The 14,067-nt window shown below is 66.0% G+C and carries 11 protein-coding genes and 1 pseudogene; 6 read left to right on the top strand and 6 right to left on the bottom strand.

Annotation, left to right across the window (positions count from 1 at the left end):
* Nucleotides 1-92 precede the first annotated feature (92 nt).
* Nucleotides 93-1,028 (bottom strand): DMT family transporter, encoded by a 936-nt coding sequence (locus C2U70_RS26635; RefSeq protein WP_140981597.1) that lies wholly within the window; start codon nucleotides 1,026-1,028, stop codon nucleotides 93-95.
* A 91-nt stretch (nucleotides 1,029-1,119) separates the two neighbouring features.
* Between C2U70_RS26635 and C2U70_RS26630 the strand changes: the two genes are divergently transcribed.
* Nucleotides 1,120-1,545: a DUF1330 domain-containing protein gene (locus C2U70_RS26630; protein ID WP_186294487.1), complete on the top strand. Its 426-nt coding sequence runs from the start codon at nucleotides 1,120-1,122 to the stop codon at nucleotides 1,543-1,545.
* A 23-nt stretch (nucleotides 1,546-1,568) separates the two neighbouring features.
* On the opposite strand, the gene C2U70_RS26625 is transcribed toward C2U70_RS26630, so the two are convergent.
* Nucleotides 1,569-2,498 (bottom strand): DMT family transporter, encoded by a 930-nt coding sequence (locus C2U70_RS26625; RefSeq protein WP_140981595.1) that lies wholly within the window; start codon nucleotides 2,496-2,498, stop codon nucleotides 1,569-1,571.
* 154 nt (nucleotides 2,499-2,652) lie between these two features.
* Nucleotides 2,653-5,151 carry a magnesium-translocating P-type ATPase gene (gene mgtA, locus C2U70_RS26620; protein ID WP_140981594.1) on the bottom strand — a complete coding sequence of 833 codons (2,499 nt, stop codon included), beginning with the start codon at nucleotides 5,149-5,151 and terminating at the stop codon, nucleotides 2,653-2,655.
* Nucleotides 5,152-5,521: 370 nt separating this feature from the next.
* Here mgtA and C2U70_RS26615 point away from each other — a divergent pair, with 370 nt between their 5' ends.
* The 3 genes from C2U70_RS26615 (at nucleotide 5,522) to C2U70_RS26605 (ending at nucleotide 10,389) form a co-directional block, all read left to right on the top strand.
* Nucleotides 5,522-6,814 (top strand): adenylosuccinate synthase, encoded by a 1,293-nt coding sequence (locus tag C2U70_RS26615; protein WP_140981593.1) that lies wholly within the window; start codon nucleotides 5,522-5,524, stop codon nucleotides 6,812-6,814.
* Nucleotides 6,815-6,850: 36 nt separating this feature from the next.
* Nucleotides 6,851-8,452, top strand: coding sequence for a hypothetical protein (locus tag C2U70_RS26610; RefSeq protein WP_140981592.1), 1,602 nt, complete (start codon nucleotides 6,851-6,853; stop codon nucleotides 8,450-8,452).
* Between the two features lie 98 nt (nucleotides 8,453-8,550).
* Complete coding sequence (locus C2U70_RS26605; protein ID WP_140981591.1) at nucleotides 8,551-10,389, top strand: sensor histidine kinase; 1,839 nt, start codon at nucleotides 8,551-8,553, stop codon at nucleotides 10,387-10,389.
* A gap of 21 nt (nucleotides 10,390-10,410) precedes the next feature.
* Here the strand turns inward: C2U70_RS26605 and C2U70_RS26600 are convergent, their stop codons facing one another.
* From C2U70_RS26600 to C2U70_RS26590, 3 genes are all read right to left on the bottom strand, one after another.
* Entirely contained in the window at nucleotides 10,411-10,707 is a 297-nt protein-coding gene (locus C2U70_RS26600) for a hypothetical protein (RefSeq protein WP_246666875.1), read from the bottom strand.
* Nucleotides 10,708-11,002: 295 nt separating this feature from the next.
* Nucleotides 11,003-11,245, bottom strand: coding sequence for a hypothetical protein (locus C2U70_RS26595; protein ID WP_140981590.1), 243 nt, complete (start codon nucleotides 11,243-11,245; stop codon nucleotides 11,003-11,005).
* A gap of 79 nt (nucleotides 11,246-11,324) precedes the next feature.
* A complete protein-coding gene (locus C2U70_RS26590; protein ID WP_246666874.1) occupies nucleotides 11,325-13,202 on the bottom strand; it encodes a sensor histidine kinase in 1,878 nt (625 codons plus the stop codon).
* Between the two features lie 138 nt (nucleotides 13,203-13,340).
* On the opposite strand from C2U70_RS26590, the gene C2U70_RS26585 reads away from it, so the two are divergent.
* Together C2U70_RS26585 and C2U70_RS26580 are read left to right on the top strand one after the other, a co-directional pair.
* On the top strand, nucleotides 13,341-13,769 hold the full coding sequence (locus C2U70_RS26585; protein ID WP_140981589.1) for a DUF5413 family protein: 429 nt from the start codon (nucleotides 13,341-13,343) through the stop codon (nucleotides 13,767-13,769).
* Nucleotides 13,770-13,817: 48 nt separating this feature from the next.
* A pseudogene (locus tag C2U70_RS26580) lies at nucleotides 13,818-14,067 on the top strand (DUF4112 domain-containing protein); the annotation flags it as partial.

The following is a 14,067-nucleotide window of genomic DNA, read 5'->3' as shown; positions in this document are numbered from 1 at the left end:
CGTTTCCCTGTTCTTGTTGTGCAGGGAACCTAGCTGTTTCGTCGTGGAAGCGGAAGGCGGCAGCTTGGCACGCCCGTATCCGCCGTGCGGAATTATTTCACAGCCGAACCCTGCCGCGAGGCGGTGACGACGCCGGCGAGCACCAGCGCGTAGCCGATCAGATGAAACGCCCTTAGCTTCTCGCCGAGCAGCAGGATCGCCATCGCCGAGCCAAACACCGGCACCAGATGGAAGAACGGAGCGGCCCTGTTCGGCCCGATCAGCGCCACGCCGCGGTTGAAGAACAGATAGGCCAGCGTCGAGGGGAAGATCAGGATGTAGCCCATGGTCGCGAAGGTCAGCGCATCGAGCTTCAGCGTGATCCCTGCGGAATATTCCCACAGCGCGCCCGGCACCAGCATCATCGCGCCGCAGCAGGTGGTGAAGGACAGGAACGAGAGCTGATGCACCCGCGGCCGGCGCGGAATGATCGCGGAATAGAGCCCGAACGCCACCAGCGAGGACGCGAACATGATGTCGCCCTTGTTGAAGGTGATGCCGGCAAGCGCCGACAGGTCTCCGCGCAGGATGATGACGAGCACGCCGACGAGCGACACCGCGATGCCCGCAAGCTGGCTGCCGGTCAGCCGCACCCCGAACAGCACCAGCGACCATAGCGCCACGAACAGCGGCCCCGACGACTGGATCAGCAGCGCGTTCAGCGCCTCGGTGTACTGCATCGCCCAGTAGGAGATGGCGTTGTTGAAGGCAAAGCCGATCAGCGACAAGAACAGCATCAGCGGCAGATGCGCGCGCAGCGCCGGCCAGTCGCGCTTCAGATGCGGCCAGGCGAGCGGAAGCAGGATGAAGAACACGCCGAACCAGCGGATCGTCGTCATCGTGATCGGCGGGATATGCGCGCCGACATGGCGCGCGAGCACGATATTGCCGGCCCAGAACAGCGAGGTCAGGCTCAAGAGCAGATAGGGCTGGTTGTTGAGCCAGCCGATGGGACTGGTTTTCGGTGGCGCGGGCGCGGCAATCGTCATTGTTTCCACGTCGAGCTTGCGCCCGCTTTCGCTTGCCGGACAAGTCCCGTCTCCGCAATGCTACAATGCAGGAAATCCCGAGGAGACATCAGTGAGTGTAGATCTCTTGAACGTCGAAGGACTGGCGCAGCTCGACCAGCAGGCGCCCGTGGTGATGCTGAACCTGATGCGCTTCCATGCGCGCTCGCTCGATGGCGATGGCACCGGCTGGGACGCATATTTGCGTTACAGCGCGGTGACGGTGCCGATGATCAAGGCGCGCGGCGGCACGCTGTTGTGGACCGGCGATGCCAGGGCGGTCGCGCTCGGCTCGCGGGCCGGCCATGACTGGGATTTCGTGGCGCTGGTGCATTACCCGACCGTCGCTGCCTTCCTCGATATGATGACATCGGACGCTTATGAGAAGCAGGCCGATCCGCATCGCCGCAACGGCTGTGCCGAGCACGTGATCGTCGCGACCAGCGAAGCCTACAGCAAATTCAAGCCGGCCCGAGCCGGAAACCGGTCAATATATTAGACGTCGAATGGGGAGAGGAATCGTCAGGTCGCCTGCTTGCGCGAGGCCACGAACACGCCCGAGAGCACCAGCGCGAAGCCGATGAAGTGGAACGTCTTTGGAAGCTCGCCGAGGAAGATCATCGCCATGATCGAGCCGAACACCGGCACGACGTGGAAGAACGGCGCGGCGCGGTTGGCCCCGATCAGCGCGACACCGCGGTTGAAGCAGAGATAGGCGAGCGTCGAAGGAAACACCGCGACATAGAACAGCGTCAGCAGGTTCGGCATGTCGAGCTTCATCACGGGGCGGGCCGACAATTCCCAGATCTCGAGCGGGATGAGGCAGGCCGCGCCGCAGCCGAAGGTGAAGGCGAGGAAGGACAGGCCGTGGATCGCCGGCCGCTTCAAGGTCAGCACCGAATAGAGCGCGAAGATGATCAGGGCGACCATGAAGATGAGATCGCCCTTGTTGAACGATATGTTCGACAGCGCCGTGAAATCGCCCCGCAACAGGATGGTGAGCACGCCGCACAGCGACAGCAGCACGCCAAAAGTCTGCGTCGCCGTCAGCCTGATACCCAGGATCGCCAGCGACCACAGCGCCACCACCAAGGGCGCGGCCGACTGCAGCAGCAGCGTGTTGAGGGCTTCGGTGTGCTCCAGCGCCCAGTATTGCAAGGTATTGAAGGCACCGATGCCGGTGATCGACAGCACGATCATCAGGCCGAGCTTGCCTCGGATGGCAGGCCAGTCGCGCGCCAGATGCTTCCACGCAAACGGCAGCACCAGCAGGAACGCAAAGGTCCAGCGCAGGAAGGACAGTGTCACCGGCGGGATGTGGCCGGCGGCGAGCCGGCCGACGATCGCGTTGCCGGCCCAGCACAGCGCGGTGATGCTGAGCAGGAGATAAGGCTGGTTGGCGATCCAGATATGACCCGGCGCGGCGGCCGTGGTCTGGTCGGTGGCGGACATGGTGTGGAGACGAGGCCCGGTTGATGCGCCGAGCCATCCGGCCCGGCAGCTCCGGGCCGGCTCATGCCCGGCCTCCTCAGAGAGACACGGAAATCCGCCTGACATCAATGGTCTGCGGCGCATCGCGACCATGCATGGTGCGGATGAAGGAACTCTACGGCTTCGGGACGCTGCGGATCGCAAACGGCTTCACCAGTTCGGCGCAGGCGAGATAGACCACGACCAGAGCCGCGATGCCGGCCATCATCAGCGGTGGCGGGGCGACGAAGCCGAACCAGGCGCCGACCGGCGTGAACGGCAGGACGAGCGCTACGGCGAGCGCGATCAGCGATGAGGCCGACAGCACGGGATCGGGCCAATTGTGCCAGGGCCGCCCATTGGTGCGGATGATGAAGATGACCAGGATCTGCGTCGCCATGGATTCGATGAACCAGGCGGTGCGGAATTCAACCGGCGAGGCGCCAAAGAGATAAATGAGCGCGCCAAAGGTCAGGAAGTCGAACAGCGACGACAGCGGTCCCATGATCGCGGCAAAGCGCGCCAGGCGCGTCATGCTCCAGACCTGCGGCTGGGCGGTTGCCTGCGCGGAGACGCGGTCGAAGGGAATGCCGAGCTCGGAGAGGTCGTAGAGCAGGTTGTTGAGCAGGATCTGCGTCGGCAGCATCGGCAGGAACGGCAGCGCGATGGAGGCGGCCGCCATCGACAGCATATTGCCGAAATTCGAGCTCGCGCCCATGCGGACATATTTCAGGATGTTGGCAAAGGTGCGCCGGCCCTCCTCGACACCATCGGCGACGACCTCGAGGTCGGACGCAAGCAGGATCATGTCGGCGGCGGCCTGCGCTACGCCCGTGGCGCCGTCGACGGAGAGGCCGATATCGGCGGCCTTCAGCGCCGGCGCGTCATTGATGCCGTCGCCGAGGAAACCGACCACCTCGCCGGTCGCCTGCAGCGCCTTGACGATGCGCGCCTTCTGGTCGGGCGCGAGCCGGCCAAACGCGTCGGCCGATTGCACCTGCACGGCGAGCGCCTCGTCGCTGAGCTCGGCGATGTCCGACCCCGACAGCACGCGCTCGGCGTTGAGCCCGACGAGGCCTGCGAGCCGCTTCACCACCACGGGATCATCGCCGGACAATATCTTCAGCCCGACGCCGCTCGCGGCCAGATCGGCAATCGCAGCCGCCGCTGTCGGTTTGGGCGGATCGGCAAACGCGCAAAAACCTTCGAAGGTCAGCGCGACTTCGTCCTCAGTTTCGACCTCCCGTGTCGGTCCATCCCAGGCCCGCGAGGCGATGGCGACGCAGCGCAGGCCCTCTTCGGCCAGTGCATGGACGCGCGCCAATGCGGCGCTGCGCGCCTCGTCATCTAACGTGCAGAGCGCAAGCACGGCTTCCGGCGCGCCCTTGACGATGAGGCGTGGGCCGTCCGGACCGCTCGCGAGCACCGAGCCCAGCCGGCGCGAGAAGTCAAAAGCCTGCCGGCCCGCGAGCGTCCAGCCGCGCGCGGCATCCGGTTGCCCGGCAACGAGCGCGGCATCGAGCGAGCCGCGGTCGCCGCCGAGGCTGGCTGCAATCGCGCCGAGCTTTGCGGCGTGGGAATCGTCCTTGCCCTCGGCATCGAGGCTCCTGGCCAACGTGATCTCCGCCGAGGTCAGCGTGCCCGTCTTGTCCGTGCAGAGAATCGTCATGGCGCCGAGATCGTGGATCGCGGCGAGCCGTTTCACGATCACCTTGCGGCCGGCCATGCGCAGCGCGCCGCGCGACAGCGTCACCGTGGTGATCATCGGCAGTAGCTCCGGCGTCAGCCCGACCGCGAGCGCGACCGCAAACAGCAGCGAGTCCAGCACGGGGCGGCCGAACACCACGCGGACCGTCAGCACGATCAGCGCCAGCGCCAGCGTGGCGCGCGCGACCACGAGGCCGAATTCGCGCAGGTCGCGTTCGAACGGGGAGGGCACCTGCGCTTCCGCCAGCGCGGAAGCCGCCGCGCCGAACACGGTGTCGCGCCCGGTCTTGACCGCGAGCGCGATCGCTTCGCCGGTCTGCGCCACGGCGCCGCGAAACAGCGCGTTCGACTTGTCGTCGGCATCGGCGGCGGGGCCGGCGCGCTTCTGGACCGGATAGGGTTCGCCCGTGAGCGCGGCTTCGCCGGCCGTGAAGGCGGTGCTTTCAAGGATCAGCGCATCGGCCGGAATGATGTCGCCGGCGCGGATGCGCAGGATGTCGCCGGGCACCACATGCTCGACGTCGACTTCGGCAAAGGCGCCGTCGCGCTTGACCTCGGCCTTCAGCGCGACCGAACGGCGGAGGATCTCGGCGGCGCGGACCGCGTGTCCTTCCTGCACGGTGTCGAGCCCGATCGACAGCGTCAGGATCAGCACGATGATCAGGCCGCCGATCTCGTCGCCGGTCAGCATGGAGATGACACCGGCCACCAGCAGGATCAGCGACAGCGGCTCCATGAGCCGGCGCAGGATCGCGCGCATAGCGCCTTCGACGCTCGGCGGCGCATCGCTGTTCGGCCCGAAGCGCGCCAGCCGCGTTTTCGCCTCGCCCGCGGTCAGGCCCTGCAGACCGCAGCCGAGCTGCCGGCACAGCGCGTCGGGCGGAAGTTGCCAGAAGTCCTTGGGGGTCGGCTCGGATGACGCGGTCACTTCGGTTCCGAAGGAAAAGGCGGTGCGACTAGGCTTGGTGGTCACTAGCCTTGGCGTAAGGGCGCCGGCGCCGGGTTGATGCGCGTCAATTTGAAGGGGGCTTCTTCCGCCTTTCGTCGAGGATGGCCCGCCCGTCCCTGAGCGATTCTGGATTTTCCGGGGATATCAAAGGCTTGAAGCTGGTTTCAGACCCCGAAAAAGCCCCGTTCTTGCTTGCCTAGAGGACCCGCTTCCTTTATCCGGTGGGACTGCCTCGCATGCCAGCGGTCCCGGCCGCGGAATCGGCGTGGCGCAGGCATGATCCCGGAAACGACCGGTTTTCCGCAGGGATCGTGCCTCCTAGAGACAGATTGATAGGGATTACCCGCGAATGGCCAATGTTGTCGTCGTCGGCGCCCAGTGGGGCGACGAGGGAAAAGGCAAGATCGTCGACTGGTTGTCGGAGCAAGCCGACATCGTCGTGCGCTTCCAGGGCGGGCACAATGCCGGCCATACGCTGGTCATCAACGGCAAGACCTACAAGCTCGCGCTGCTGCCCTCGGGCGTGCTCCGGGAGTCGAAGCTGTCGGTCATCGGCAACGGCGTGGTGTTCGATCCCGCCGCCTTCCTCGACGAGGTCACCAAGCTGCGCGCACAGGGCGTCGCCGTCAGCCCGGACAATCTTCGTGTCGCCGAGAACGTCACGCTGATCCTGCCGCTGCACCGCGAGCTCGATGCGCTGCGCGAATCGGCCAACACGGCGACCGCGATCGGGACCACCCGCCGCGGCATTGGACCGGCCTATGAGGACAAGGTCGGCCGCCGTGCCATCCGCCTGATGGACCTCGCCGACCTCGACACGCTGCCGCACAAGATCGACCGGCTCCTTGCTCACCACAACGCATTGCGCCGCGGGCTCAATCTGCCCGAGTTCAACGGCAAGGACATCCTGAAGGAATTGACCGCGCTGGCGCCGCAGCTTCTGCCCTACGCGGAAACCGTGTGGCGGCTGCTCGACATCAAGCGCCGCGAAGGCAAGCGCATGCTGTTCGAGGGCGCGCAAGGTGCGCTGCTCGACGTCGACCACGGCACTTACCCTTACGTCACTTCGTCCAACACAGTGGCGGCGCAGGCTGCCACCGGCTCGGGCATGGGCCCCGGCGCTGTCGGCTACGTGCTCGGCCTCTGCAAGGCTTATACGACCCGCGTCGGCATGGGTCCGTTCCCGACCGAGCAGGACAACGAGACCGGCCGCAAGATCGGCGAGCGCGGCCGCGAGTTCGGCACCAATACCGGCCGTCCCCGTCGCTGCGGCTGGTTCGATGCCGTGCTGGTCCGCCAGGCGGTCCGCACCTGCGGCATCAACGGGCTGGCGCTGACCAAGCTCGACATCCTCGACGGCTTCGACAGCATCGAGGTCTGCACCGGCTACCGGCTGGACGGCAAGGAGATCGACCATTTCCCGGCGGGCGAGGGCGCCCAGGCCCGGGTCGAGCCGATCTACGAGACCATCGAGGGCTGGAAGGAGCCGACCGCCAATGCAAGGTCCTGGGCGGACCTGCCGGCCCAGGCCATCAAATACGTCCGCCGGATCGAGGAACTGGTGGGCTGCCCCGTCGCCCTTCTTTCCACCAGCCCCGAACGCGAAGATACTATTCTGGTGCAAAATCCGTTTGAGGCTTAACGATATCTTACCGGGACGTGCGCTAGTTGAGTTGCAATGGCTGATTACTATCCGCTGATCGCCCGCGCTATATCCGCCCTGGACCCCAATGCTCCCGGCGAAAGCCGGCGCGCGCTCTATGAACGGGCGCGCACGGCGCTGATCGCGCAACTGCGCAGCGTGCAGCCGCCGCTCTCCGAATCCGAGATCACCCGCGAACGGCTGTCGCTGGAAGAGGCCGTCCGCAAGGTCGAATCGGAAGCCGCCCAACGCGCCCGCGACGCCTCCCGCTCCGGCTCCCGCAGCGGCGGTGCTGCCGGCGGCAGCGGCGATGCATTCCGCCGGGCCAGCGCCCGCGCCGCCGAAGGCGCGCAACAGCCGGCTCCGCCATCTGCGCCTCCGCCGCGGGCCCCGCGCCCGGCCGCGCCACCGCGCGGCGAGCGGCCCGACGAGTTCGGCGATCGTGACACCCAGCGCCAGGCGCGCCCGCCGCGCCCCGAAGCGCCGCGTTCGCCGCAGGCTCCTCCGCCGCCGCCGATGCCGGAGCCCTCGGGGCGTGACCGGTCGCGCCGTCCGCCTGAGGGTGCGCCGCCGCCCGTACCGCCGCAGGCCCCGGGCGTTCGCGGCTTCCGCGACATCACGGCTGACGCCAACGATCTCGGCGGCGCCGCTGCGCAGGCCAATCGCGCCGCGCGCCGCACCTACGCCAACGTGCCGTCGCCTTCGCCGGAATTCGACCGGCTCGAGCCGAGCCTGGAGAACCGCGCCGGCGAGCCGCCGGACGCTCCCTACTCTTATGACGAGTCGATGGAGGAGGCCGAGCGCTACGCGCCGCAGGCGCAGGCCCCGTCGCCCCGTCCGCGCATTCCGGTGCGCGACGTCAAGAAGTCCCGCAGCGCCTTCCCGTTCAAGAGCGCGATCGCCATCGGCATCGTGCTGATCCTGGTCGGCGCCGGCATTCTCTGGGGCAAGACGGTGGTGCAGACCGTGAGCGGCCTGTTCAAGCCGTCGGCGACGCAGGTGGTCGAGGCGCCGAAGGATCCGTCGCAACCGCAGAGCAAGCCGAAGATTCCCGATCGCGTCGGCCAGCCCTCGTCGAGCGAGCAGCCGGCTGCGCCGGTGGCGCAGAAGGTCGTGCTCTATGACGAGGATCCGTCCGATCCGAAGGGCAAGCAGTTCGTCGGCTCGGTGGTGTGGCGGACCGAGCCGATCAAGGCGTCCGGCAACCAGAAGGCCGACGTCGCCGTGCGCGCCGACATCGACATTCCCGACCGCAAGTTCAAGATGACGATGTCGTTCCGCCGCAATACCGACTCCTCGCTGCCGGCGAGCCACACGGCCGAGCTGACCTTCATCCTGCCGCCGGATTTCCCGGGCGGCGGCGTCTCCAACGTGCCGGGCATTTTGATGAAGTCGAACGAGCAGGCGCGCGGCACGCCGCTCGCAGGGTTAGCCGTCAAGGTCACCGACGGCTTCTTCCTGGTCGGCCTCTCCAACGTCGAGACCGACCGCGCCCGCAACATCCAGCTCCTGAAGGAGCGCTCCTGGTTCGACATCCCGCTGGTCTACACCAACCAGCGCCGCGCCATCATCGCGATCGAGAAGGGCGCCCCCGGCGAACGCGCCTTCAACGACGCGTTTGCGCAGTGGGGCGAGTAGGGCCTTAATCCAAAGCGTCATGGGTCGCCGCTGTCGTTGCGGAACCCTGTGATCTACAATGGCCTCGGCGTCCTTCGCGCGAGCACATTGCAGTCCTCATGACCCAGGCATCGCTTGTCAGATTGTGCGTTGCGGCGCTGGTCTACGCATTGACATTGCTCGATGCGGCGGCCGCCGAGCACAAGCGCGTCATGATCCTCCATTCCTTCGGCCGCGAGTTCAGACCGTGGAACGAGTATGCGCGGGCTATCAGGGGTGAGCTGGACCGGCAGTCGCCGTGGGTTCTGGATGTGCAGGAGCATGCGCTGATGGCGGCGCGCACGCCGGACTCGAATCCGGAGCCTGCCTTCGTCGAGTACCTGCACGCGCTCTATGCCGGCAAGCCGCCTGAGCTGATCATCTGCATCGGGGCGCCGGCGGCGATCTTCATCCAGCGCTATCGGCAAAAACTGTTTCCTTCCGCGCCCATGTTGTTCACGGCGGTCGAGCAGCGCCGTATCCAGTTCGCGAACCTGACCGAGAACGACACGGTCGTCGCGGTCAGGCACGATTTCCGCTACCTGTTCGAAAGCTTCCTCGCGATTGCGCCGGAGACGCGCGTCATTGCGATGGTGAACGGCAATTCTCCCAACGAACTGGTCTGGCAGGACGAGATGCGGCGGGAGCTGCAGCCGCTGGAGCAGCGTGTCGATGTCAGGTGGTACGACAAGCGCTCGTTCGAGGACATGCTGAAGGAGATCGCGGTGCTGCCGCCACATTCCGCGATCTTCTGGTTCCAGATGATCATCGATGGGGCCGGCGTCGCGCATGAGGGCGACCGTGCGCTGACGCGACTATACGCGGTCGCCAATGCGCCGATCTTCACGACGGATCAGGCGTTCTTCGGCCGCGAGATCATTGGCGGCCCGATGCATTCGCCCACGGAAGGAGGCCGGCGAACGGCGGCCGTCGCCATGCGCATCCTCGGCGGCGAGAAGCCGGCCGACATCAAGACCCCGCCCAGCGATTTCCAGCCGCCCAAATATGACGCACGGGAATTGAAGCGCTGGAACGTCAGCGAAAGCCGGCTGCCGGCAGGCAGCGAGGTCGATTTCCGCGAGCCATCCATCTGGCAGACCTATCGCTGGCAGATCGCCCTTATCCTCGCCGTGCTGGTGGCCCAGGCGCTGTTGATCACGCTGCTGGTGCATGAGCGCGGGCGCCGGCTCATCGCAGAGGTGCAGTCACGCCAGCGCATGTCCGAGCTCGCCCATGTGAACCGGTTCACGACAGCCAACGAGCTGACTGCTTCTATCGCGCACGAGATCAATCAGCCGCTCGGCGCCATCAGGACCAACGCCGAAACGATGGCGCTGATGATCAAGTCCAGCAGCCCCGACATGAGCGAGATCAGGGAGATCGTGGCCGACATCCGCCGCGACGAAGAGCGCGCCAGCGAGGTCATTCTACGCCTGCGAAGCCTCTTGAAGAAAACGCCGTTCGAATTGCGTGAGGTCGATCTCAACGGCGTCGTCGGCGAGACCCTGGAGTTTCTTGCGGCCTTGACCGTCGGCCGCCAGGTCAGCGTGGACAGGGCGCTCGAGCCGGGGTCGCTCATCGTCAAGGGCGACCGGATCCAGCTTCAACAGGTGATCCTGAATCTGGTCGTCAACGCCATCGACGCGATGTCGGGCATGGCGGCCGCCAACCGCCGCATTGCCGTCAGGACCGATCGCAACGGCAACTTTGCCGAGGTTTCGATCGCCGACTCCGGTTCCGGCATTCCCCAGGACAAGCTCTCGCAGGTGTTTCAGCCGTTCTTCACCACCAAGGAGCACGGGATGGGCATGGGGCTGTCCATCGCGCGAACCATCGTGGAGGCGCACGCCGGACAGCTCCTGGCCGAGAATGATGCCCAGGGTGGCGCACGCTTTCGGATCAGGCTGCCGCTTGCCTGAGACGAGCGGCGTCGGTTGACCCTACTGCGCAGCCGCTTCCCGCTTGCGGGCGTGGGCTGCGGCGGCCGCTTCCTTGTCCATCACGGCGCGGCAACCCGGGCTGACCTGGGACTTGTTCCGCGCCATGCAGGCGGTGATGCGCGGGATGTCGGGGACTTCGGCGGAGCACAGGCGCATGGCGTCGCCCGAGCACATCTGCTGGGCTTCCTGCGTGAAGGCGAGGCTGGGCGAGGTGGCGAGCGCGGAGGCCGAAATGGCGAGCGCTGCGAGCGTGGCGATCCTGGTGATCCCGAAGTTTCCGATGCGGTAGCTTGACATGTGAAATGCGTCCCCGAGGTTTTTTCGCGGCCCGGCAGGCCGCTTGTACTTTTTGGGGGCACCGCACGCGGCTTGCGCTGCCGCATGTCATCACCGGCACCGGACCATCCATCCGGTGCGGTTGCTCGATCCAGAGATGTCGTCGAATCGAAAGTGCTGCGCCGCCCGAATCAAATTATGCGTGATTGCGACGAAGCTTCAATGGTTCGCGAAAACGATTCCGGGATTGTTGCCCGTTCGTCACGCAAATTACGAAAATCACGCGCCGGAATTGCATCCCAGGTTACATCCCGGATTACATGCCGTGACTCTCGAACACCTTGCGGCATGACGACGACAGCTTGGCCCGGTTGACCGTCAGGCACGATTGCACTGCACCGTCATTGCCGAGGTCCTTGCGGCAGAACTTTGAGGCATCGCGCGAGCAGGCCTGCTGCTCCTGCTTGGTTCCAGCGTGGCCCTGCGCTAAGGCCGGTGCGCCCGCAAGGCCTGTCACGGCCATGGTGATGACGGCTAGTCCCATGATCAGGCCACGCATGGCTCGCTCCGCGTCGGTTGCAGGGTTGCAGGACGTTCGACTTGCCCAACTCGGCAGGACCGGCACTTGTTCCGGCGGCTCACGCCAGCGCGCGCCCGGCTTTGGAGAGCGGCAGGCGGATGCGGAACACCGCGCCGCCCTCGGGCTTGTTCTCGGCCACGATCCGCCCGTCATGGGCCTCGACGATGGTGCGGGCGATCGCAAGGCCCATGCCCATGCCTTGCGGCTTCGTGGTGTAGAACGGCTCGAACACCCGGTCGAACCTGTCGAGCATGATGCCGGGGCCGTTGTCGCAGACGCCGATTTCGGCGAAGTCGCCGTCACGCGCGGTCTGAAGTCCGATCCTGCGGTGGGGGCCCGCCAGGCCGGAGATCGCATCGATCGCGTTGACGATCAGGTTCATGATCACCTGCTGAAGCTGGATCCGGTCGCCCCGGATCGGCAGCGTGCCCGCGGCGATGCCGGGGTCCAGCTCGACATCGCGCGCGGTCGCCAGCGGCTGGAGGAATTCGATCGTCTCCTGCGCGACCTGGTTGAGATCGAGGTCGCTCTGCTCGAACGGCGCCCTCTTGAGCAGGCTGCGCAGGCGGATGATGACCTCGCTGGCGCGCGTGTCGTCTCGCCTGATGTCCTCGACGATCTCGCGCAATTCCTTGAGGTCGGGCGCGTCGGATTTCAGGATCAGCGCCGCGCTCTCGGCGTTGGTCAGGATCGCGCCGAGCGGCTGGTTGAGCTCGTGCGCGATCGAGGCGGTCAGTTCGCCCGCCATCGAGAAGCGGTTGATATGCGCGAGCTCCGCCGAGCGTTGCCGGGACTGCACCTCCGCCAGCACCCGCCGCCGCCGTTCGTGGACGAGGATGCTGATCAGCGCGGACTGCAGCAGGATCACGGCCGTGATCAGGCTGATCTGCCAGCGATAGATCTCCCACGCCGAGGGTGAGCGAAATTCCACCTCGCTTCCGGGCGGAAGCCGGCTCTCGGGAATGCCCCAGCGCTGCAACTGCCGCCAGTCGTACTTGGCCGGGCCATATTGCAACGTCGGCGTCTTGATGTCGGCCGGTGCTTCGCCGTCGAGAATCCGCAGCGCGATCTCCGCGGTCTTGCGGCCGGTCCTGGTCGCCGACGTCATCGGACCGCCGACGGTCTCGCCGCCGAAGAAGGATTCGTCATAGGAGAAGATCGGCGCGTTGGCGACGTCGTGGATGTCCTTCAGCGCCCGCTCGCCCTCGTGCACGGCGCCGGAGCCGTCGACCTGCAACTGCACCCAGAAGATCGCACTGTACGGCGGCAGCGTGGCGGCCTCTTTCAGCACCTCGGGAAACGACTTGTGGTTCCAATACGTCATCTTGACGTTGGGCATCGTCGGTTCGATCTCGCGGCGGAATTCGCCGAGCCAGAAGCGCTCGTTCGGGGAATCGCCGATCACCACCGCGATGGTCTTCGTCTCCGGCAGCAGCCGGAAGATGTTGGCAAACAGCGCCGGAATGTCCTGCCTGACGGCAACGACCGCATCATTTTGCGTCAATGCGGACCACCGGACCCGCCGTTCCTCGACGGCCGTCAGGACCATCGGCACCGACGGAAAGAGGTCGGTGCGATGCTGCTGCACGAACAGCGCCGCCGGAGCCCCGATCGCGACCACGAGATCAGGCGCGCCGTGCGCGAACAATGCGGCGAGATATTCGACGAACTGGTTCTCGACGTTATTGTCGTCGAAGCGCGCGGTGACGACCGAAAAATCCTGCACGTCGATCGGCCAGCGCGTCTGGCGTTCGAACTCCTGGCGGATCGCGACCGCGTAGTCCCGCCACGGCTTGAAGTTCTGGCCGTAGGAATGCAGCACCAGGACGCGCTTCGGCTCCACGGCATCCGCCGACCGCGCCAGCGCGACGGACAGCATCGTCGCCAGCATGCAGATGACGACGTGCCGCAGCCCCGCATGCCAACGTCGTGCCAACGTCTTCCCCGGACCAGCGCCTGTTTGACGTCCCACTCTAGGTGTCGCCAATTCAATCCGCAATCCGGCCCACTCGGCCCGCTATCCAAGCCGCGCGCAGCACTGCTATAACGGCGGCGTCCAGTTGAGGGGTGCTTGATGAAACGCTATCTGGTTTTCGCGCTGGTGGGCCCGTTCGTCGGCGGGTTTCTGCTGCTGCTGACCACCACCTATCAGTCCGGCTACTGGACCCAGACCAATTGGGGCGAGGTCGGCAAGCTGTTCGTGGTGTTCTTCAAGACCCTGCAATACAGCTATCTGTTCGGCTTCCTGCCGGCGCTGATGATCGGCGCGGTGGACGACATCATCCTGCACATCAGGCGGATCGGACCCGTGCTGCGCGTGTTGCTGGTCGGCATCATCGCCTTCTTCCTCGCGGCTTTCACCTATGGCGGGCGCGGATCGGAGAGCGGCGCGGTGCAGTTCATCCTCTACGGCCTGGTCGGCTTCGTGCCGGCCGTGATCTCGTCCTGGCTCGTCTACAAATATATCGACGAGCCGCAGCAGCCGGCCGCCGCATCGGCGTGAACTCCGCCGCAGCAACCCGCGCGGGGGCTCGCGCGTTGTCCGTGGATGATGACCATGTCCGATGACGAGATTTCAGTGCGCGGCCGCCCCCGTTCGGGGAACAATTCGCGCGCGACCTTCAGCGGCCGCGAGGCGCGCGGGCCGATCATCGACCAAGACGGCCACGAGATCCGCCCCGAAACGCTGGAGCAGGGGTTTGGCTTCGAGTTCGGGCAGGATAGTTCTTTTGCGAACCCGTTCGGCAATCTGACGCGGGAGCAGCTTTGCCAGCGCCTCGAGCCGCGCCAGCCGCTGCTCC

Source organism: Bradyrhizobium guangdongense (genome assembly GCF_006483445.1).
In the GTDB taxonomy this organism is placed as follows: Bacteria; Pseudomonadota; Alphaproteobacteria; order Rhizobiales; family Xanthobacteraceae; genus Bradyrhizobium; species Bradyrhizobium guangdongense_A.
Note: the sequence above shows the minus strand (reverse complement) of the source record. Positions and strands in the feature narration are given on the sequence as shown.